At 36.3% G+C, this 21601-nt stretch carries 18 protein-coding genes and 2 pseudogenes; 3 read left to right on the top strand and 17 right to left on the bottom strand.

Going from position 1 to position 21601, the window contains the following annotated elements; translation table 11 throughout:
• Positions 1–68 precede the first annotated feature (68 nt).
• Together QFZ72_RS11950 and QFZ72_RS11945 are read right to left on the bottom strand one after the other, a co-directional pair.
• Complete coding sequence (locus QFZ72_RS11950) at positions 69–1082, bottom strand: fatty acid desaturase family protein (protein WP_307433500.1); 1014 nt, start codon at positions 1080–1082, stop codon at positions 69–71.
• Positions 1083–1338: 256 nt separating this feature from the next.
• Positions 1339–2367 (bottom strand): serine hydrolase domain-containing protein, encoded by a 1029-nt coding sequence (locus QFZ72_RS11945; RefSeq protein ID WP_307433497.1) that lies wholly within the window; start codon positions 2365–2367, stop codon positions 1339–1341.
• 381 nt (positions 2368–2748) lie between these two features.
• On the opposite strand from QFZ72_RS11945, the gene QFZ72_RS11940 reads away from it, so the two are divergent.
• On the top strand, positions 2749–3465 hold the full coding sequence (locus QFZ72_RS11940) for a 4'-phosphopantetheinyl transferase family protein (RefSeq protein WP_307433495.1): 717 nt from the start codon (positions 2749–2751) through the stop codon (positions 3463–3465).
• A gap of 144 nt (positions 3466–3609) precedes the next feature.
• Here the strand turns inward: QFZ72_RS11940 and QFZ72_RS11935 are convergent.
• The 5 genes and pseudogenes from QFZ72_RS11935 to QFZ72_RS11915 form a co-directional block, all read right to left on the bottom strand.
• A pseudogene (locus QFZ72_RS11935) lies at positions 3610–3781 on the bottom strand (FAD-binding oxidoreductase); the annotation flags it as partial.
• A gap of 2 nt (positions 3782–3783) precedes the next feature.
• Entirely contained in the window at positions 3784–4887 is a 1104-nt protein-coding gene (locus QFZ72_RS11930; protein WP_307433489.1) for a GerAB/ArcD/ProY family transporter, read from the bottom strand.
• A 77-nt stretch (positions 4888–4964) separates the two neighbouring features.
• Positions 4965–6167 carry a Ger(x)C family spore germination protein gene (locus tag QFZ72_RS11925; protein ID WP_307433486.1) on the bottom strand — a complete coding sequence of 401 codons (1203 nt, stop codon included), beginning with the start codon at positions 6165–6167 and terminating at the stop codon, positions 4965–4967.
• Between the two features lie 131 nt (positions 6168–6298).
• Positions 6299–6532: a hypothetical protein gene (locus QFZ72_RS11920; protein WP_307433484.1), complete on the bottom strand. Its 234-nt coding sequence runs from the start codon at positions 6530–6532 to the stop codon at positions 6299–6301.
• A gap of 79 nt (positions 6533–6611) precedes the next feature.
• Positions 6612–8198, bottom strand: coding sequence for a spore germination protein (locus QFZ72_RS11915; RefSeq protein WP_373464484.1), 1587 nt, complete (start codon positions 8196–8198; stop codon positions 6612–6614).
• Positions 8199–8500: 302 nt separating this feature from the next.
• On the opposite strand from QFZ72_RS11915, the gene QFZ72_RS11910 reads away from it, so the two are divergent.
• Positions 8501–9610: a GerAB/ArcD/ProY family transporter gene (locus QFZ72_RS11910; RefSeq protein WP_307433481.1), complete on the top strand. Its 1110-nt coding sequence runs from the start codon at positions 8501–8503 to the stop codon at positions 9608–9610.
• 78 nt (positions 9611–9688) lie between these two features.
• On the opposite strand, the gene QFZ72_RS11905 is transcribed toward QFZ72_RS11910, so the two are convergent.
• From QFZ72_RS11905 to QFZ72_RS11880, 6 genes and pseudogenes are all read right to left on the bottom strand, one after another.
• Positions 9689–10402 carry a metallophosphoesterase family protein gene (locus QFZ72_RS11905; RefSeq protein ID WP_307433480.1) on the bottom strand — a complete coding sequence of 238 codons (714 nt, stop codon included), beginning with the start codon at positions 10400–10402 and terminating at the stop codon, positions 9689–9691.
• 261 nt (positions 10403–10663) lie between these two features.
• Positions 10664–10840 carry a hypothetical protein gene (locus QFZ72_RS11900; protein ID WP_307433477.1) on the bottom strand — a complete coding sequence of 59 codons (177 nt, stop codon included), beginning with the start codon at positions 10838–10840 and terminating at the stop codon, positions 10664–10666.
• A 314-nt stretch (positions 10841–11154) separates the two neighbouring features.
• Positions 11155–11895 carry a DUF2935 domain-containing protein gene (locus QFZ72_RS11895; protein WP_373464685.1) on the bottom strand — a complete coding sequence of 247 codons (741 nt, stop codon included), beginning with the start codon at positions 11893–11895 and terminating at the stop codon, positions 11155–11157.
• Between the two features lie 386 nt (positions 11896–12281).
• Complete coding sequence (locus tag QFZ72_RS11890; protein ID WP_307433472.1) at positions 12282–13325, bottom strand: SDR family oxidoreductase; 1044 nt, start codon at positions 13323–13325, stop codon at positions 12282–12284.
• A gap of 330 nt (positions 13326–13655) precedes the next feature.
• Positions 13656–14520: pseudogene (locus QFZ72_RS11885) on the bottom strand (pentapeptide repeat-containing protein).
• A gap of 88 nt (positions 14521–14608) precedes the next feature.
• Positions 14609–15283 carry an HAD hydrolase-like protein gene (locus QFZ72_RS11880; protein WP_373464483.1) on the bottom strand — a complete coding sequence of 225 codons (675 nt, stop codon included), beginning with the start codon at positions 15281–15283 and terminating at the stop codon, positions 14609–14611.
• 766 nt (positions 15284–16049) lie between these two features.
• On the opposite strand from QFZ72_RS11880, the gene QFZ72_RS11875 reads away from it, so the two are divergent.
• Positions 16050–16211: a hypothetical protein gene (locus QFZ72_RS11875; RefSeq protein ID WP_307433468.1), complete on the top strand. Its 162-nt coding sequence runs from the start codon at positions 16050–16052 to the stop codon at positions 16209–16211.
• 317 nt (positions 16212–16528) lie between these two features.
• On the opposite strand, the gene QFZ72_RS11870 is transcribed toward QFZ72_RS11875, so the two are convergent.
• The 4 genes from QFZ72_RS11870 to QFZ72_RS11855 all read right to left on the bottom strand — a co-directional run bounded on the left by QFZ72_RS11870 (position 16529) and on the right by QFZ72_RS11855 (position 21600).
• Positions 16529–17923, bottom strand: coding sequence for a M20/M25/M40 family metallo-hydrolase (locus tag QFZ72_RS11870; RefSeq protein ID WP_307433465.1), 1395 nt, complete (start codon positions 17921–17923; stop codon positions 16529–16531).
• Positions 17924–18585: 662 nt separating this feature from the next.
• On the bottom strand, positions 18586–19704 hold the full coding sequence (locus tag QFZ72_RS11865; RefSeq protein ID WP_307433462.1) for a chitobiase/beta-hexosaminidase C-terminal domain-containing protein: 1119 nt from the start codon (positions 19702–19704) through the stop codon (positions 18586–18588).
• Positions 19705–19964: 260 nt separating this feature from the next.
• Positions 19965–20285 carry an AtuA-related protein gene (locus QFZ72_RS11860; RefSeq protein WP_307433459.1) on the bottom strand — a complete coding sequence of 107 codons (321 nt, stop codon included), beginning with the start codon at positions 20283–20285 and terminating at the stop codon, positions 19965–19967.
• Positions 20266–21600: an acyclic terpene utilization AtuA family protein gene (locus QFZ72_RS11855; protein WP_307433457.1), complete on the bottom strand. Its 1335-nt coding sequence runs from the start codon at positions 21598–21600 to the stop codon at positions 20266–20268. The genes QFZ72_RS11860 and QFZ72_RS11855 overlap by 20 nt, the downstream gene beginning before the upstream one ends.
• Between the last annotated feature and the right edge of the window lies 1 nt (position 21601).

Here is a 21601-nt window from a genome sequence, read left to right as displayed (position 1 = left end):
GCAATCAGGAAAAACATCTTTGGCAAACCATTAAATTTCTATAAAGCCTATATAAAACGCGTATGAAACTATTTGTTCTTTAATTTATTCCAAAATGGTATACGACCTTGAATATCATCAATTACCGATGAAAACCCTGGTGCAGAAGACAAAAAGAAGCCCGTACAATGGTGTGCTTTTTGATATTCTGAATCTTCTAATAATATTAGATGAGCCTTCTTTATATTGTAATGCGGAACAGCAGGGAAAAGGTGATGAACTAAATGGTATGAATTTCGGTGAGGGTGGATTAGACTGCGCTCAAACCAATTCCCAAAAGAATTTCTTGATGCAAATATCTCCTGTTCAGACTCTAGCCCAGCGTGTTCGGCCATTTCTGCCCAATACTTTAACACTTGGAATGTTGTTAAAAATGGTACAAACCAGAAAAGGATTAACTCTTGCCAAAAACCAAAAATAATTGAATTAATTATGATAACACCCCAATACACAGTTCGGATTACCTGATCCAAACGAGGTTCATCTTTTGCATATGCGGTTACTTTAATCATTCCGATTAAATAGTTGGGCACATGCACCAATAACAATGGTTTTAAGCAATGATGAATAAAAAACTTCATCCTATTTTCAGGAGGTTTATCCAAACCAACTATTTGATACCTTTGTTTATCAGGATCTACCTCACTCCACAAGTATTTGTGGTGACTCATATGACTCTTACAGTAAGCTTTATGAGAAATCATAATCGGATAGGCTGCAAAAAAACATGCAACCCACTTATTTAATTTACGGTTTTTAAACAGCATACGATGACTTGACTCATGCATCATGATATCCAAACCACGCATACGGCTGCCGATGATAACGAGACTAATTAAATACATCCAAACAGTTGGTATAAAATAATTGAGAACAATTGCCAAGGAGATGATAAACCAATCCAGTCCTATAGCAAAAAAATTATACCAATTATTACGTTGTTGTAAGTCGCGGATTTTTAACATAATTTCTTTCGAAAAACGGTGCTTTTCTAACTCTTGTGGGGGGTTCGTCGCTTCTAATTGGTTAATTTCACTATTCATGTTATTAACTCCTTTTAATAGAAATCAATGATCTTGATTTACGACCTGAATCATTTATTTATAGTTTCTTTATAAATACCAATAAACTTCCGAATTTCATCAAAACCCAGAACTGTCTATTACAGATCCAATTTTCTAACCATACCCCCATTATTGTTATATACATAAAAGATACCAATAGATAAATAGTCATATATTTCCTTATTCTTTAGGCATCAGAAGAAAGAACATATTTTTTCCAAAATGAATCCTAAATCTATTTTTCAGAAATCAGTTTATCAATCCCAGTTACAATAGGAACTACACTTTGATCAATATTCGACATAATATGAGATTGTATCTTCGATTTTGCATTTACAGAGGAATGAATTCTAACACCTGGATCAAATCCAAATATAAAATATTTGAGCACATCATCATTGTTCATTGAAATCCAAACCCCATATCCATAATAGATATCATTGTTGCTCTTAACATAGGGAGTTAATAACCTATCCGTATACTCTTTACCTAATAGTTTCGCATTTAATAATCCATTCCAAAACTTTGCTAAGTCTAACACGGTTGTAAATGCTCCCCCATCTGGACCTCCTACTATAGGAACGGAATAAATATTTGTTCTCCAATCGTTACCTTCTTCGCTATCAATATATCCTAGTGCCGTCCGTTCAGGCAGTTTATCCATCCGGAAATACCCAGAGTCTGACATATCACAAACTCGAAATATATTTTCCGTAACATACTCTGGAAATGTCATCCCTGTCATTCGTTCTACAATCAACCCAAGTAAAATATATCCTGCATTACTATAAGAAAACTTACTCCCACTATTAAACTTCATAGGATGATCCTGGAACATAGGTAAAAAATCTTTTGGTGATTTAATAGAATACATAGGGACAGCTTTCCATAACTCTTCAAAATCACTCATCACTTCTTCATCGAAATAATCTGGTACTCCTGAGGTATGTGTTAATAGGTGGTGAATTGTAACATTTGGATGGAAATGTGGAAATGAGATATCCAGACAATCTTTGAGACAGGTATCGAAAGTTAAAATCTCCTTCTCAACTAGTTGACATATCGCTACTGAGGTGAAAACTTTACAACCAGATGCCATTCCAAATCTGGTCCGTGACGTAATGGGGATATGTTCGCTTCGATTGGCGTAGCCAAATCCACCCTCAAATATCTTTTTTTCATTTTGAATTAAGATTGCGCCAGAGAATCGTAATCTATCATCATAGTTCATTACAAATTCTTTAATTCTTTCAGAAAGCTCCATTAAATCCGACCTTCCTCATTTTAATATTTACAAATATTTCTAATGGTAATTTTAACCTTATCCCCTCTTGCTAGCAAGAGTTCTAAAGACCCTAATTTGTCCAGCTTCAACATTACGATTTGAAAAGTCCTGGGACTTTGTTCTGCTGTCTCCAAATTAAATCAGAGGATATACAGTCACCTCAATGGTTTTAGACTTGACCTTGAGATTGGAGAACCTGCATGTTGGATTTAATCTAATTTTTTCATAATGATCATCCCTCGATCTCCTAATCAGTCATATGTTACTTTAAATAGATCTCATGATAATTGAAATATTAGACAACTAATTATAAATTAAGAACATATTAAAACCATTTATACTGATATTAGTGAGGTAGTCATGAAGAAAATTGATAATAATTTAGAAGTTATTGCATTTAAGCTGGGCGATCCACTCCCACACAAATGTATTGAACAGAAACTTAAAGAATTGCCAAACGATGAGAGACAAAGAATTTTAAGATTTCACAAATTGGCAGATCAGCAAAGAACATTATTGGCCAGTTTATTTATCAGAAAACGTTTACAAAAATTGTTGGCTTTACCATTGCCTAATCTTCTTATTAGGAGAGATCAAAAAGGGCGTCCATTTCTGGCAGATTTTCACGAATGGGAAGGAGATTTTAATATATCCCATTCCGGCGAATGGATTATTTCTGGAGTTACAACAACTGGGAGAATTGGCGTAGATGTTGAAGAAATTCAACCCATAGATCTGTCCATAATCAAATTATGCTTAACTCAAGAAGAAATCAATTATTTACAAAACATCCCTCCCGAAAAACGGTTATTATTTTTCTTTGAAATTTGGACATTAAAAGAGGCATTTGTTAAGGCAACTGGACGAGGGCTCCAATGTTCTATGGATAGTTTTGGGTTTGATATGGACGCTTGGTCTCAAAATAAAATAACACTAAGAAAAAATGATCTTTCTAGTCAATATTATTTCCGAATATATCAATTAGAGCCAAATTATAATGTTGCTGTTTGTTGTACGGAATTAGAACAAATTAATAATTTAAGAATAAAAATAATGGATCGTTCTGACTTTCTGTAATGTTTAAAAAAAGAATTAAATAACCAACCACACCAAACGATTAATTAATAATTTCGATTAACAAAAAAGTTCCAATAATAATCAATTATTGGAACTTTTTTAAACCTGTGCAGTCTATGACGGTTAAGCCGTTGACAGGTATTATCATGTATTTATTCTACTATTGAACCTGCCGTTTGGGTCCCAAGCTTCTTTGATTGCTTTAACTGAAGTTGTGTGTCCTAACTCTTTTTTCATATAGGGTGCTTTTAATATTCCAATGCCATGCTCTCCTGAAAGAGTTTCACCTAACTCGGATAGCCGCATCAAATATTTCTATTATTTGATACTGGCTTTACGCTTTTTCCTAATCAGCACAACAATAAACAACAGCAATGGAAGGCCTGTTTGTAATGGAAGATGCAGATAGACAGGAACGATTTTTAGTCCGATATAGATGTGTTCCTGGAAGTTTTCTGCATTAAAATAAGATGCTGCCAGAGTTAATAGACATATAACAGAAACAATGCCGGGATGCTTTCGCTTTTTGAACATATCAGCTGTTCCAATAACCGCTGCATAAATAAAAATGGAGATTTTAACGAAACAGCCAATAACTAATATCGAAATGACGAGCGCATCTAATCGCTGAAGAAAATCACCAATGTTTACCTTGCTGACGGTTTCAAGCAAAGGAAAAATGGATGTTTGCATCATTTGCGGTCCAAGAACCGCAATATCAATGGCAGATATATAACTAAGAATGACTCCGCATACCAGTATTGAAAACAGGCCGGTCTTTAAATTTGAATCTGGCCGATTTAAATAAGGCAACAACATGGTAAACACGATCACCTCTCCGAATGGGAAAGTAAACGTCAACGGAAAAGCCGTTTTCAAAACAGGCTTCCATCCATCTTCCAGTATAGGTAATAGATTTTTTGGCTCTATTAAATCTGATGCGAAAATGAAAAAATTGCCCGATATAAGAAAGAAAATAAAAATGTAAAAGAAGATCTCTCCTGCTCTAGCTAATGGTTCTATTCCAAGATAATTTGCATAAGCGATAATTAAGATAACCAATAAATTAATTACCAATAAAGGTGTTTGGGTCAATGTAGAAATGACTAAAAGGCTGCCTAAATCCCTCAATACTCTTGAAGCGATATATATAAAATAAAGAATGTATAAGACGGCCACTGGATATCCAATTATTTTCCCGAAAACTTTAGGGATATAACCAGTCAAAGGAAGATCAGGGTATTGACGAAAGAGGTAGTGGTATATACAAAAAAGAACCATGCCGCCAAGCATCCCAATTAGGATGGCAATCCAGGCATCTTGTTTAGCATTTACCCCCAACCCTACTACCACAGCACTGCCAAGTTCAAATAAAATAATGAGGGAAAACAATTGAAAAGGACTTATTTTTACTTTTTCCATTTTAAGGACCATTCCCCTTGTTCTTTGGTTTTCAGAATGAACACATCCCCTCATTCCTTTTATAATAAATCCTGCCATTATTTTAATTCTTCCATAAATGAATTACCAACCGTTCCTATACGCCGTATTTTTGCTTCAACCTTGATATTCACAGGTAATTCTTCAAATTCCTTATTCCAATTTTTTTTTAGTTTTTTCCAAGCTTTCGGGTCTGCTCGATGAACGGCTTCACCAAAACCAAAAATATCTACTTCAAACTCTTCCTGAACTTGTTTGATAGACTGTTCGAACATTTTTTTTGCTGTTTGTTCCTCTATCTTCTCTAATTTGTCAATAGTTTCCGGTTTCGTTAGATCAATATTACACGCTACTTCCCCGACGTTATATTCTCTGTGAAATTCAATATCTATTTCAGGTTTGCCATTCTTTACTTTGCCTTTTACTTTCGCTTTTGACTGAAGGAGCTGTAAAACGGCATTCCCCTCTTTAGGACATGATATTTTCACAACTGTACTTTTGACTTTATTTGTAACGGCGTTATAAGTTCTGCTCTGTTTATCCTCAAGCCAGCCTATTAATTTATCCTTATCAAATACCGCTAAACCGTCAAAAAGCAATCGTCCCGGGGAATCGATCATTTCTTCATTCCTTTTGCTTAAAGCGGCCTCTTCATTTCCTTTTATACGTGCCTCTATTCCAGTTAACACAGGTTGCTTACCGTCGCTTACCAAATCTGCAATCAGGTCGTCTAATGTAACAGAACTTGTCACTGACCATGCCTTTTCTGATACTTTAAGAGTATCAAACAAACTATTGGCAGGTATTTTTTCTATAGTTGTTGGCACCTTTAGGATATCTTCTGCATTCATTCCCTTTGCTACGGAAATATAAAAATCTGAACGCAGTTCCCAGTCCCTAAAAAGCAAATCTAACGGCTTACCAATTCCTTCTTTTGCTAATGACTCTCCAATCACCAGAATTCGAAGGTGTGAAGGATAAATTCTTCTTGGTGATTCCCTTGTCATTTTTCGGAAAGCCTCAAATACGGTTTCACCTGTAGCCTGATAGATGACAACTGATGAACTACCGGTGCCTCCTTCTGCGGCTACTTCTCCTGGGTTGACTACTTGAGCGGTTAAAAGATATTGACCATCCATAGTCTTATCTAATCCAATGGCCAGAGTAATGGCAAGTTCGTTTATCTCACGACGGTTCCAGCAGCCTGTTGTGAATAAAAGAACGATTATCAGTATGATAAATATTTTAAAACTCCATTTCATAGATTAATCTCCTATCGAACTTTTTCATCATAAGTGTGCCTAAAGGGTATCCGCCATTTATTCTTACTTAAAATTTAAATCCTTACATTTTTTCCTCTTCAATGCCTTTAAATCTTTTTTGTATACTCTCATCACTTTAATAAAGTTTCAATCAAATCGGAAAGCGGCTGATAAATAACTGTAATCCAATCTACCGGATTGGGAATCTTGATTTGTAAAGCTTGAGCTATGCTTAATGATGTTCCGATTAGCAGAAGGATGAAAAATACCCATAGCTCCTTCTTTTCTTTTTTTCTTAACAGAGAAGGAACATCGATCGCGATGATCACACCGACAATAACAAGGATTCCTGCAACAGCCACCACTTTCGTTGCTCCTTTCTTCATTTGCTATATTTAAGTTCCCGATAGTGTATTTTAATATGCTGCTTTAAAAACTTAACAATTAATCAGCGTTCCTCTGCCGATTCTGTTTCAAAGTTTGTTCACGTCTAATGTTTTTCTGATTGATTAAACGGGGGCGAAAAAACATCCGTCCTCTTGGAACGCGAATAATTGTATCGTTAATGTCGTCCTTAATAAATGGACCAAATGGACTCATATAAGGAACCCCGAAGGAACGCAAGCTGCACAAATGAAGAATTAGGGCAATAAACCCGATAAGTATCCCGAACAAGCCAAACGAAGCGGCAAGAGCCATCATCGGGAACCTGAGCATTCTAATTGACATGGACATGGCAAATGCAGGAAGGACAAAGCTTGAAATTGCCGTGATCGCGACAACGATTACCATGGCAGCCGAAACGATTCCAGCCTCTACTGCAGCTGTACCAATCACAAGTGTTCCTACAATAGAAATAGCTTGTGCAATAGCCTTAGGCATTCGTAAACTGGCTTCACGCAAAATTTCAAATGCGGTCTCCATCATAAGTGCTTCAATAAATGCCGGAAAGGGAACCCCTTCACGTTGGGCAGCTAAACTTATTAGAAGACCCGTTGGCAGCATTTCCTGATGAAAGGTGGTGATGGCGATATATAGAGAGGGGCCCAGTAAAGCAATAAAAAGACTAAAAAAACGAAGCAAACGAATCAGGGTGCTGATATCTGCCCGCTGATAATAATCTTCGGCGGCTTGTATAAAAGATACGAAAAGAGCAGGAACTACCAGAACAATTGGCGTTCCATCCACTAAAATGGCCACTTTTCCTTCCAAAAGCTCGGCAGCAATCTTATCAGGCCGTTCCGAATAAAAGACAGTCGGAAAAGGACTTAAAGCTTCATCCTGAATCAATTCCTCAATATAGCCGCTTTCGAGAATTCCATCGATTTCGATTCGATCCAAACGCCTATGCACTTCTTTAATAACCTTATCATTCGCAATTCCATCGATATACATGATCGCTACATCTGTGATTGTCTCTCTGCCGATTTTTTTCGATTCCAGCCAAAGATGAGGGGTTTTTATTTTCCGGCGAATTAAAGCCGTATTAGTGCGCAAATTCTCCGTAAACCCCTCCTTCGGTCCGCGAACAACCGTTTCCGTAGTGGATTCCATTACACCGCGGTCCTTCCCGCCACGCATACAGATTCCGAAACCTTGTGAATACCCATCCACTAAGAGGATAACATCCCCTGATAACAGGGAATTCATTAAAGAACTGAATTCAGTTACATCTTGTATATCTCCAACTGTCAGGATTCTATCTTTCAATACTTGTACAATATTCTGTTCTGATGACAGCAATAGATCTTGATCGTCTAACATGAGCGATTTCATGATATAGTTCTGAATGGAATTGGTATCCACCAATCCATCTGTATAGAAAAGACATGCTTTAAAAAGTCTCCCCTTGCCAATTTGTATTTCACGAATCACAAGGTCGCTGCTGTTCCCAAGCAGTTGCTTAACATGCTGAATGTTTACATTCAGGTTTGTACTTAACATGTCTTCATTTATCTCATTTCGTTCGTCTTTATGATCTATTGAAGATTGGTTTATACTTTTTTTTATTTTTTTCTTGAAAAAACTCACACATATAATCCCCTCTCATTAATGGTTTGCTTTTTTTGGGGAATCGGTCCTTAACATCATTCATTTGAGCAAATAATAAACGTATCTGACTCTTCTATATCGCTCCATTTAATGATCATTTTTTACCAATTTACAATGATTTAAACATAAATAGGTTCTGGCGAAGGAATTTTATGTAAAGAAAATAGAAAGATTGGTTAATAAGCATCTGATATACTCAACGCATTTAATATTGTCCGGAGTTTATTCCAACAAAACAAGGTCAAGAATAGAGATTATAACCATCGATAGGAAGTTGGATTATGGAGAAAAATCATAAAATTAGTGCGCGGCAATTTGCAATACTAGTTATTTTATTTACTATTGGCACTACCATCTTGGTGATTCCTGGCGACCTTGCTCAAGAGGTTGAACAAGATGCATGGCTTGCAGCTGTAATCGGTACAGCTTTAAGTTTCATCCTGGTGGTATTATTCATAGCAGTTGGCAGGATGTTCCCCAATATGACAATTGTTGAAATCAATGAAAAACTTCTTGGAAAATGGTTAGGAAAGGCTGTCTCTCTTTCATTTGTTTTTTTTTCACTTTATTCCACCTCTTCATTATTTCAAATAGTAGGCAGCTTCTTAACGACACATATCATGCCTGATACACCAATCGAAGCAATACATATTCTTTTCGCATGCATCTTATTTATGGGAATCCGCCTCGGTCTTGAAACATTAGCCCGTGCTGGAGAAATTTTATTTCCATTTTTTATTTTTCTTTTCATTATTTTAGCAGTTTCTATTTCTCCCCAGATTGATTTTCAGAACATGCAGCCCGTTCTTGAAACAGGGATTAAACCGATGATCAGAGCTGTTTTTCTATTTATTAGTATTTTTTCATTACCTTTGGTTGTCGTACTAATGATTTTCCCTGTTTCAGTGAATCGGCCAAAAGAAGCTGAAAAAACTCTTTTAATCGGCATACTCATAGGAGGACTCTGTTTAATCATCATTACCCTTTTAGCTATTTTAGTTTTTGGCCCTGAAAATAGCGCAAGACATATGTATACAAGTTATGCATTAGCCAAAAAAATAAACATAGGAAACTTTCTGCAGCGGATAGAAGCCATTTTGGCGATTATGTGGATGATAACAATCTATTTTAAGGCTTCGATTTATTTTTACGCATCTGTGGTAGGACTTGCAAAAACATTGAATATGAAAGATTACAGGTCCCTTACGCTCCCATTTGGAATGATTGCCGTTTCCCTTTCTTTAATCATCCATCCAGATGTGATCCACTCATCCACATTTGATAGAGAAATTTGGCCATTATTTGTTTCAACTTTCGGACTTGTTCTTCCGATACTCTTATTAGTAATAAATGCAGTCCGGACAAAAATACTCAGAAAAAAAGGAACGTGAACGTTCCTTTTTTTCTGAGTTCCCGTTCCCGCTGTCAGGAAGCTATTTTCTGCTCAATAAAACTGCTTTAATAGAAAACTACATCTTATTTTTGCTCATAACATGATGCTTTTTTATAGAGTCGTTTCTTATTTCCAGACAATTAAGCTGCCCTCCATATGCACATGATCCATCAATCCCTATTTTATTATTGCCAATATAGATATCATTGCTTTTATGTATAAGAGTATTAGGTGTATGTCCATGTACAATAGTATGATTATGGGTATGATCATTAAATAAAAATTGATCTCTTATCCACATAAAATCTTTTTCATCCGTCATTTTCCAATTTTTCAGATTGGGATTAATTCCTGCATGTACAAAGATATAATCTTCGTTTTCATAAAAGTAAGGAAGTTTTTCGATGAATTCCAAATGAGTTTGATAGTGATCTTGAATGTGCCGCTTTGCTTTTTTTACTAATTTATTATCATAGCCAATTTCTTTAAACCACCCGTGGCCAACATAACTTGTAATCGTTGCATAACCGCCGTTTATGAAAAAATGAAGATCATTTCGTTCATTGTCCATTTGAATCCAATCATAAAACATTTGATCGTGATTTCCCCGGAGAGCAATTGCTCCTTCATCAACCAGGCTTATGACTTTGCATAGTGTTTCCTTGCTCATTGGTCCCCTATCTAAGTAATCACCCAGCAAGATTAATTGGTCGCTTGCAGGATTGTATTTAATCAATTCCAGCAACTTAAGGAATTCATCGTAACACCCGTGTACATCACTTATCGCCAATATTCTTTTGATGTGAATCGACTCCTTGTATAACTTTATTTATAATCTTTTTCCACTTTTGGCCAATCAATCCCTTCTTTTTCTTTTCTTATTCCAACTTATCGTTTTATGTAAAAAAGCGCTTCTTCCTTTATGAAGAAACGCCTCTTATAAACGAAGATAACTTTTAGGAATCTTGCTCCTTAATTCAGGTTGTAAAGTATGACATCACTAAATAAACAATGAAACACAAAATGGATCCGATTAGAAATGGACTGATTTTTATTCATGTTTAGGTTCATATTGGCCACCCATGGATGTATAAGCAGCAAACTCTGCATTTTTAGAAAGTAAATCCCAAGAAGAGCCTATTAAAAAAGCAAAAAAGATAAAGAAAGCAGCTCCAAAAAACATCGTAGTTAATAAATCTGCATCAAAGTATTTAGTTAGTCCAAACAATTATTCCTAGTTCAACCACAAGAACAAGCAAAACAAAAAGCAGGTACCTTATCATGTAACCCCCATCGGCTATTTCAGTATGGATATATATACGAATAAAAAATGGATAAGTTTCAGAACATTCATATTCTTACGCGAAATTCCAATTCCAGAATAGATTATTGAATCATCTAATCGGGTTGCTCATTATGCTGCTGCCGTTATTGTGAAGTTAGGCTCACTCTATTACATTAAAAAAAGATTAAAGAGGATTAAATGGGCTAAATTTAAATCTCTTTTTCTTTTTATTCCTGAAAACCCAAGAAAATCTTCATTCAATGAAAATCTGAATGAATAGGACTGCAATTTGGAGCCTTAGTATTAGATGATTCAGCCAGTTTTATCAGGTAGTAGCACTCTTCTCTCATCATATGGTCTGCCATAAGTGCCGAGAATGAGCTCAGCATCTGATTTGAAATTTCTAATTCTTCAATTTCGCTCAGGAATAATTGAAACAACTCTATCTCAAGCTTCACCTCCTTGTTCATTCTGGCCAATGCAGGAAAAGAATTGAGGTTAGTCCTTAAATAACCTGTTAATTCTACTGCCTTCAGGTAAAATTGTTCAAAATGCTTCGTAAACTCATCACTCTTATTTTTTAATTTTTTTTCGACGGCATCCAGGGAATCTGATATGGCTCCGGCATGGCCTGCTGCATCTACTGTCCATAATAAATGGTGATGAAGCTCGTGAAAAACAGGCGGTATTTCCCCTTTTTTTAAGTATTGAATGATCAATAGGTATTCCTCTAATTCATTTACCATATGGTTTAGAAAAGTTGGAGTTAAATGAATAACAAACTGGCTTGTCAATTGTTTTTTTAGAATATCCAGCTTAAATTTCCTTAACTCCTCAGTGAGTTTTTCCGCCTCGAGTGTTAATGTCTGATACTCGCTGCTGCTGTTTGCTTTATCTCTGAGTTCTTTAAAGCTTTCAACAAAACGTTTCGCAGCTGCGATCTCACTTTTCTCTTTCTCAGCCAATGCTTCTAATATAAATGTTGAATGATCCGCCATTACCCTAAGCCAAAATCCATGTTCAAAGGCAGCCTTTTCATTAAATACAGCCAAGAAGATCACCTCATATTTTTCAAGTCTACTTATATATAGATGTATGAAATTATTTATTATTCCACTTAAATTTATGACTGATAATAAGGTGAATCCTCCTTAGTAAAATAAAAAAGAACCCGCTTGGGGTTCTAGAATTGTTCGATTGATTCCACTGCAGCTGTCAAGCATATTTAATTCGTTCCAATTTGTTTGCATGTCCCGCTTCAGTTTGTCCTGCCGTTATTAATTTTGATCATCACTTTAATAAGGGCAAGATTCGTTAAGGCCTAACGGCCAAATGTTTTTTTAATAATTTCAGTATCTGAAGGCAGGCATGCGGTTATATCCCATCACACTGTCTTCTTTTTCTCTTTTTGAAACCAAGACTGCAGCAGCTCCAGTTCTCTTTCTTGTGAGATCCCCGCTTTCAGTTCTTTAGCCTCTCTTTCTTTCTCCCATTGATATATATCAATGATAGTATCTGCAAGAGGTCGGAAGGAAAGGCCAGAGTTAACAGCTTTTTCTACACTTATGGAAAAAGTGCCTTTCCAAGGTTCTGTTTCTCCCTCTATCGGGAAATGTTCCGGAATCCACAATGGCATTTCCGTCCATGGCTGTACTTTATGCTCCATTAGAAATTGTTCATCTGTCCAAATGAATTCGGCATCACTGTTTGTAACAGCTTTACATGTGTTTAATAGCTCTTCTATAGTCAATTCATCTTCCGGGCCTGTTACATTGAATGTGCCTGCTTTTCTTTTTTCCGCCATATTGAATACCCATACTGCTATATCTTTTACGTTAATTAACTGAACTGGTCGATCTATTCGTCCCGGTACCAATACTTTTCCGCCTTTGGCTACACGCTTAACCCAGTACGGAAGTCTATCTGTATAATCAAACGGGCCAACAAGCAGTCCTGCTCTTATATGCAAAACACGCCCTGGCCAATGGTTTTCTGCTTCTGTTTCACATAGTACTTTCAACGCCCCGTAATACTCGTAAGGAGAAAGTGTTCCCTCCTCAACGGCTTTCAATTTATCCGCCGGCATGGTTTGTAAATGATAGTGTTCCTTAATATTGTTGGGAATCCAATCTTTATATACAGAGATACTTGAGATATATGTGTAATGCTCGATGTTATCCCCGAGTACGGCTGCTATTTTTTTAATTTGATGAGGAGCAAATCCGCATGTATCCATTACAACGTCCCATTTCCGGTTTTTCAGTTGTGATACATCACTGTCTCTATTTCCGATTAGCTGCTCCACTCCAGGAAAAGCCCCAATGTTTGTGCCGCGATTAAATAAGGTAATTTCGTGCCCTCTTTTTAATGCTTCTTCTGTCAAAGCTTTTCCTAAAAAACGTGTACCACCCAATATAAGGACTTTCATAATTTTCCCCCATTCAATTAAATAGTCTGAAAAAAACCTTTCATTTTATAAACGGTTTTCCTTAGTAAAAAGATACGGATAGGTATAAAAAATCATGACATTAATTAAGAAAGGTGCGATTGTTGAATGATACTTGTGTTAACTGATCTATTAATTTAGAGCATTACCAAAGCAAATATGACCAAATTCAGCAAATTGAAAATATAAAATATAAACATTTTTTTAAAAAAGAGCCTAATGGCTCAATTCAATAGTAAAGTTATTTAGTTAATGCTGCACTCAAATTTACACTCTTTAATCAGGTCAGCCAAGCCCTCTTAATACATTAAATTATCTTCCATTTTCAAACCAATGATCTGGAACCCTTAAAGTTCCTGGTAAATTAGTGTTCCTATCCCCTTTTGCCGAGTTCATTTGTGCTTGAGTGAGAAAAATACTTTCTGTAAGATCTGCACCTCTAATATCAGCGTCTCTAAAATCTGCACCAATTAGATCAGTCAATCTCATGTCAGAGTCTCTGAGATCCGCGGTAATAAGCAGAGCGCCTCTTAAATTAGCTCCTCTAAGATTTACACCTCTTAAATTTGCACCGATGAGATCACTGCCCCTACCTATTTTATGATATTTATTTTGAATCTTTTTTTTCTTATGGCGAGCTTTTGCCCTTACAAATTCACTTGTACGCAGAAGCAACTCGTTAACGGCCATTCTATGGGCTTGAATATTTAGATCAAGGATAGACTTTGGACTTAAATAAGTCAGTGATTTCGTCTCATCATGCGCAGCCTGTAAATCTTTATGTATAGATTTAGCCTCGTTTAAACTAAGGGCTTCATTTAAGAAGTAAAGCATTTCATGAAGCTGCTGCATAATAGGAAATACTTCGAACATTTCTTTTGCAGCTGCTGGATGATCTCTCCAATCATACCCATCATAAGTTACTTGAGATACGTGCTGACCAGCGCCAAAGCATTCATAAACAGCACATCCCCTAAATCCTTTTTGTCTAAGATTTTGATGAATTCCACACTTAAAATCTGCTTGCAGGTTTGGACAAGGATCTCCGCCATTCTTTATTGAGAGCAAAATCAGCCGATTGTGCAAATGGTAAAGCCGTACAGCACAACCCGAAGCAATTTTCACAGTCTGAGCTTAAATTAAGATGATTGATATTGTTTTTTAAAGAATTAGACATTTTATTACTTTCTTTTAAAGATTTCTTATTTAAATCAATCGCTCCATTCAAAGATGGAAAAAATCCAATAATAGTCAAATCCAGCGACTCAAATTGATAGCCTATCTGAATGACAGCTGCTGATAATTCTCTCAACATTCAGCAGATCATCAATGATATAATCAGCTTGAGATAGTTCTTCTTCCTGTGCAAAGTCGAATCTGCAGCCTATTGAAATTAGATTATTATCTTTAGCGGCTAAAAAATCTGTAAGCCTGTCCCCCACCACAAAACCATTTTTCAGATTATATTTTTTAACGATTTTGCCGACTAACTCTGATTTGTTTTGTGATGCTATTTGCTGAATACTGAACATTTCTGTAATCAATTCTTGAAGACTATAATAATGAACAATTGCATCCAGATATTCTGTCTGCCCATTGCTGGCAATAAAAATAGGAAAATGATTTTTTTTTAGTTTTTGAAATATTTCAAGTACATTCGGGTATAATTCTCCCCTGCCAGAATGAATATTGCCTATTAATTGCTTTTGAAAAAAATCATTGGCCAGATTTCTTGTATCTATAGAGTGGTTTGGGAGCAGAGTTTCCCACACTGCAGGCAGCGGGACACCCATTATCCTTCTGTATTTGTCTATCGGTGTTTCTTTATCCCACAGATTTTTTTCCCTTAATAACTCAAACGTTACATCGAGTGATAATTCAAGAATCCTGTTGGTTTGAAAAAGTGTGCCATCCATATCAAAAATAATTGCTGTAGACATAATTCCTGCTCCTTTTTTACAATTTTTCATGCAGCATCAAAATCTCTTTTTTCTCTCCTCATATTCTCTTAATAAAAAATAAAAAAACCCTATGGCATTAAATACATAACCAAAAAGGAAATTCGATTCAATCTAGTAAAAATGAGAGCTTCTATACTATTTTCTTCCATCTGAATAATTTCGTTCTCTCTTTAATAATTAAAATCAGTGAGGTATAGAGTAATTCTTTCCAGCACATCCTCATCCATTTATTGATAATTATAACATTTTGCCCTCTTAAATATTTCAAATTATTCATGTAAGTGATTGCTGCACTTAGAACGATCCAACCATAAACTAAATTAATAATTTATGAAGGAAAAAAATCTTCATATAATTGTCTTTTTGAAGTTAACAAGTTTAATTGTAATGAATGATTTTCTATGCTGTAGGAATGCATGCTATATAGAGGGAAGAATAGAATGAAGTCTTCGGGTGAAATCACTTAAAATAATGAAGGAAACCTTTAGTGCTCTATTGAATATATATTAAGCAAAATCGGCGCTACATGGAAAACCGTTATTTTGCGGCATTTAGGAGAAGATGGAACGATGCGGTACAGGGCGCTCCGCTGAATACTGACCTGAGATGTCGCAAAGACTTAATCTTCAGTAATACACCATCAACAACTGAAAAAGGAAAAGACCCTTATTCAGCGCCTTCAGCAAATCCATTTACGGGGGACAGCACACTGGGGTGTATCTGAAGAAACTGGGGAGGAATGATTATGGCCTGGCTGATCGCTTTATTGCTTGGAGTATTAGGATTAGCTTTTGTGATTGATGTAAGAAGGAAGAATACCTTTAACAGAAAAACAGTCAGACACCATCCGGGGGAAGACAAGAATATAACCATGGGAGATAACCGTTATTCGAGCGGTGGAGAATAATGGAATTGATGAAATGGTTAGCAAAATGATAATTGATAGTTGTTTGTTCTCAACGAATGTCACCTATGGTAAACTCAGATTGTCAAATTTCACAAATTAAAGTTAGTTAGAGCTTCTTCAACTAATACGAGCGTAGCAGGATAGATAAACAAGAGGGCAACAGCCCTCTTGTTTATCCCTTTTTAGAAATTCTTATAGGGAATCAAACATTACAGAAGGTTCCCTATTAAGTTGTCTGGAACCGCATCATAATCTGGTATTATACAGACAATGTAGTCTCTATGTCTCTATAAACCCTTTTCACACCAGAACCAAAGTTAGTTAGTTGTGCTTTTGTACTCTGGTAGTAGAGGTTCCGAGATACCATCTACCCCCACAAGACCAAGCATAGTTAAAAATGCTCTTTGTGGTCCTTGATAAGCATCAGTTGGGTCAAACCATTCATCAGGGGAATGAGCTAATCCACTTTTACCCCCTCCTCCTAACACTAATGAGGGGATTCCTAGGCTAATTGGGAGATTTGCGTCCGTACTACTGGCCTCATTAAGGGTAGGAGATAAATTAATTGTCTGAGTAGATGCCCAAGCAGCCTGAACATTTAATGCATCATCAGGCTGAGTTCCTGCAGGACGATCACCAAGTAATTCAATTTCAGCTTTTATACCTTTTTCAGCTTTAAACTTCCAGCGTTTATTTTCAGCTTTTGCTGCATTTTTTGCAAGACGTAAGATTTTGTTTTCTAATTCTACTAATTCATTCTCATCATTTGATCTCATATCTACAAGCATGTTAGCTTCGGCAGCGATTGCGTTAACAGATGTTCCACCTTCTACAGTACCTACTGTAAATGTAGTCTTAGGATTCTTTACTGTTTTTACATTTGAGATGTCAGAAATAGCTCGTCCTAAAGCATGTATTGCACTAGGTGTACCAAATGCTCCAAAACTATGTCCGCCTGGTCCTTTATATGAAATTTTATAACGATGACTTCCAGTTGCCTTATATGTAATCCCTGTTGCACTTGTGCCATCTAATGAAATATACCCGTCTACTTCAGGGTGTTCTTTAAAAAAAGCTTTGACTCCTCTTAGATCACCTAATCCTTCTTCTCCAACCGTTCCTCCAAAGATAATGTCCCCTTTCGTCTGAATACCTGACTCATTGAAGGCCCTTACTATGGAAAGAAGTGCTGCTAATCCTCTTCCGTCATCTGATATTCCCGGCGCATATAATATCCCGTCTTTTTCTATGACCTTAGTGTCAGTACCTTCTGGAAAGACTGTATCTAAATGTGCTGAAACAAACAATACAGGACCGTCCCCTGTTCCTTGACGAACACCAAATACATTGCCCTCCTCATCCATTTGCACATCTTTTAGTCCTACCTCTTCTAGTCGTTTCTTGTAATCTTCAGCACGTAGTTGTTCTTTAAAAGGCGGGGCTGGAATCTCTGTGATTTCAATTTGTTCAGCGATTGTTTGTTCATGGTCAGCTTTAATGAAATCTAATCCTTGTTTAACTTGAACATTTGCTGAGATTTGCTCATAATATTTTTTTACTTCCGGTGATAAATTGTACGAGGTATCCTCGTTTTCCCCTTTACTTTTACTATTGGTTTGATCTTGTAAAGATGCGTTGTAAGAAAAGGCAGAGAGACACAGAACTGATGTGGTCATAATAATTGTTACTGCTTTCCAAGAAAGTTTTTTCATTACTCGTATTCCTCCTTGTTTTGATTAAAATTTAGAAATTCTAAATTTATTCATTTATATTATAGAATATTCTGATTTTTTTAAATAGAATACATGTTAACGGGCCAAAAGAAGGATCTTTCTTACAATCTTCTATTCAAGCTAAAACCTGCGAATGATGAGAGGGAAGCCGTTCCCGCAAGCCAACACTTTATGGAGTACAGTCAGGAAAACGCGGATTTACAACGATAAGCAGTTAAGAAATAAAAATTTCGGTGTTTTAACAACGTTAAGGTTTTTGAAACAAGTCTAATGAGGCATTGTGAAGACTAATTCAGTAGTATTCCTACAGTATATCAATAGGCTGTAGGTAGAATAAGAGAAGGTAAAGTAGCAAATGGAAATTCGTAAGTTGATTACATATGAGTTAGCAGCAAAGATCAAGTTGAAGGTCGATAATTAGTAGAAAATGTTCTAAAAAGTGTATAAAAAATGACGAATGTTCATAAATTGTTTTTACATTTTTACAAACGTCATTATAAGGGATTTCACAGAAAAAATCCCCTCAGGTAGTAGTGTAACATCCACGGTTGTTCGTGGTCTTTTACACTTACTATCTTAAGAGGATAATATCATCCTACATTAGAGGTAAGCTTGCCTTTTTACAAATGTGTTCATTCTTTTTAATTTGAGGATTTCACCTGTTGGAATACCCACTCTATCATTTCTTCATTTTCATAAGCAGGTACCCATGATGCATGATCATACTTCATTTCTTCCGGGTATTCAGTGTAGATTGGATTTCCTCCAGCGTATTTAATAGCATTTATTATATTTCGTGAATATGAAACAGGAATAACCGAATCATCTTCTCCGTGAAATGCCCATATTGGTTTGTAAGTAAGTAAATGGGCCTTAGCCGGATCAGCGCCGCCAGCTATGGGAACCATCGCAGCAAACAAGTCAGGATGTTCTAGGTTTATATTAAATGTACCAAACCCACCCTGTGATAAACCAGTTGAATAAAGGCGGTTACTATCTATATTGTATTTTTTTCTTACATGTTGCAGGACTTCATATGCCATTTTCAGGTCTTCTGAAACTTCAAATACTTTGCTTAAATTAATATTATTATTGGAATCTCTAGTAACAGTAAATCCACCACTAGGTACATTTCTTGCTTGGGGAGCCAATACAAAAGCAGGATGTTTGGCTTGATTTTCTGGAGCTGCCCAGATTACAGCACCGTCATTCGCAATTAGCTGTTTTTCATTATCATTGCCACGTTCCCCACCTCCATGTAAAAATAAAACAAGGGGATAAGACTTAGTTGGATTATAGTTTTCCGGTACATAGAGACGGTAGGGCATTGTTTTATAAGTAAATGATAAGAATTTAGAAGCCAATGATGGTCTACTCTCAAATGAGTAAGTGAACGTCGCTACATCACTATAAGTTTTTCCTTTATTTACGCCTAATGCTTTACTGTTCACATTCCCTCTTACTGCTATTGCTTTAAGTGTTGTATTTTTATTAACGATGATTGGTCCAGTATACAACGTACTTTTATTTGTTGGAGAATTTCCATCTGTCGTGTAGTAAATTTTCACACCCGTTGTAGTTGAATTTAAAGTTATTTTCTGCTCTCGGTAGTACGTTCCTGATACTGAGGAAGCAGTTGGTTTAGCTACTTTGCTATTATTGTTCTCATTTTTTGCGAAAACAGTTGTATTAAATACTGAGATGATAAGGATAGTAACCAAGATACTGCTTAATAATCTTTTATTTGAGGGTTTTTTCATTGTTTCTTTGACCTCCTCTAATCTATTTAAGAATAATTAATAAGTGTCTAGATGTATCTTGAATTGAATAACTGTTAAACAGAATACAATTTTTAAATTAACTAAGATTTGCTTAAGTTAACTTTATATATAGATTTTCAATTTTAACCATCAGATATTTCTCCTTTAAATATGGCTTCTTCAAATCATACAAGGGATTAGTATTTTTCTTGAATTCATTATTAGTAAAGAACTAATTTTCACGATGTGTACGAATTCAGCTAGCTTATCTCTACTTCTATTTCCATCTCAAGCAATGCATAACTTAAGCTCTTTCCATGGGTGTCCATTCCTAAGGAAGTAGTCACACCACCAAGCAGAGCTTGATGACAGACAAACTGGAGTGCTGCTATATTCGGAACCTCATAACGAACGATATCCCCTTCCACAATCTCCTTTAAATGTTTCTTAACTGCTGTCGCTGTAACCTTTTCACATAACATCGAGTAATCTTTTTCGTTATATGGAATGAGAGATAACATGAGCGTGTTTCCCTTATCACCAGCACGGCTATGAGCAAGTTCATATAATTTTTTCTTCATTCCTTAAACTCTCCTTTATCGTAATACGTGTATCTATTTTGTCTCGTGGAATTAAGGTAGAAATTACACCAACTACTTCATTCGTATACTTTCGTGCTCCCCCTCCACCTGCTGGTCCATTCGTGTAGAGAGCTTCCACTTCTTCTCCAATTTTTACTGCCTCTTCTAGCGTAGACCCTTTACCTGCAATTCGCAGTCGTATTTCATAAGGTGAAGAGTGCTGAAACGACGCTCGATGAACGGAAGATATGCCAATATAATCAATTCGAAGATCTGGAAAGTCTTCTTTCAATCGAAGATATACGACTTCTCCAGCTAACTTAGCTCTACCTAAAGCATTGGATCCAGCGTAAGAAATTTCCCCTTCTCCTATAAATCCTGCTTCATAGCCTACACTCACTTTTAGATTGTCAGGTCTACGTATACCTTTCCCACCATAAATCTCAATGCAATTTGGTGCAATTTCGCGTACATGAACGGAAGTAAAATCAGCAATAACATCGGGTGTTATATACTGGTGTGGATTCATTACTTCATAAAGAAGTTGCTCTTTTACTGTGGCTAAATTAATCACTCCCCCTGTACCTTCTACTTTACTGATAACAGCTGCTCCATCTGCATTTACCTCAGCGTAAGGGAATCCTAATTGGGAAAAATTCGGCACATCTTTTTTGCCTGGATCAGCAAAATATCCACCAGCAATTTGGCCTCCACATTCTAATAAGTGTCCAACTACTGTTCCCTGCGCCATACGATCTACATCATCTAAGGACCAACCAAAATGGTAAACCATAGGGGCAAGAAACAAGGAAGGATCAGCTACCCTACCAGTAATAATAATGTCAGCACCTGTCTCCAAGGCTGGTAATATGGATTTCACACCCAGGTAAGCGTTTGCAGAAATTACATCCCCAAAGGTTGATATTGATTCATTCGTCTCTAAAGCAGGTTCATCAGAGCTAATGAACTTTAGAACATCGTCTCCCGTTACAGCCGCCACCTTTATAGAAACTTTAAGGCGTTTGGCGATATCTACAATCTTTTCAGCAGCACTAATGGGATTTGCAGCTCCCATATTCGTAATAAGCCGAATTTTGTTTTTACTAATTACGGGTAAAAGAAGTTCCATTCTTTTTTCTAATAAGGGATCATAACCCAATGAAGGATTTTGACGTTTTCGCTTTTGTGCTAGAGCAATCGTTCTTTCAGCCAAACATTCTAGCACAAGATAATCTAACTTTCCTTTTTCTGCTAATATAACAGCTGGTTCTAGTCGGTCTCCCGAAAACCCTGCTCCAGATCCAATTCTAATCATT

The organism is Bacillus sp. V2I10, from assembly GCF_030817055.1.
In the GTDB taxonomy this organism is placed as follows: Bacteria; Bacillota; Bacilli; order Bacillales; family Bacillaceae; genus Bacillus_P.
This window is presented reverse-complemented; position numbering and strand designations above follow the sequence as displayed.